Annotated in this window: 1 protein-coding gene; it reads left to right on the top strand. The window is 67.6% G+C overall.

The genetic code is table 11. The features are described 5' to 3' along the window. Positions 1–66: 66 nt before the first annotated feature. Positions 67–639 (top strand): FAD-binding protein (locus EN742_RS36925; RefSeq protein WP_128333991.1); only part of this gene is annotated, 573 nt, incomplete at its 3' end.

Raw genomic sequence — 639 nt, 5'->3', positions numbered from 1 at the left:
GTCGTGAGACTACGCATCCATAACCGCACAGCAAGGGCGGCGGCTGGTCCATTCGCGGAGTGAATCATGGCTTTGAGCGACCTCAATCCCGTCGAGCGCAACGAGGAGGGCATTGCCGCGGTTCTCGGCATCCTCAAGCAGACGCTCGGCGAGCGCTTCCAGACCGGCCAGGCCGTCCGCTCCCAACATGCGCACACCACCACCTACATCCCGACGCAGGCGCCGGATGGCGTCGCCTTTGTGGAGAGCACGGCCGAGGTGCAGGAGATCGTGCGCGCCTGCGCGGCGCACCGGGTGCCTGTGATCGCCTTCGGCGTCGGCTCCTCCCTCGAAGGCCACACCAACGCGCCGGGCGGCGGCATCTCGATCGACACTTCGCGCATGAACCGGATCCTCGCGGTCAATCCGGAGGATCTCGACTGCACCGTCGAGCCAGGCGTGACGCGCGAGGACCTCAACCGGCATCTGCGCGACACCGGGCTGTTCTTCCCGATCGACCCCGGCGCCAATGCCTCGCTCGGCGGCATGGCGGCGACGCGGGCGTCCGGCACCAACGCTGTGCGCTACGGCACGATGCGCGAGAACGTTTTGTCGCTGACGGCGGTGATGGCCGATGGCGAGGCGGTAACGACTGGGAAG

Source organism: Mesorhizobium sp. M4A.F.Ca.ET.020.02.1.1, assembly GCF_004022645.1.
In the GTDB taxonomy this organism is placed as follows: Bacteria; Pseudomonadota; Alphaproteobacteria; order Rhizobiales; family Rhizobiaceae; genus Mesorhizobium.
This window is presented reverse-complemented; position numbering and strand designations above follow the sequence as displayed.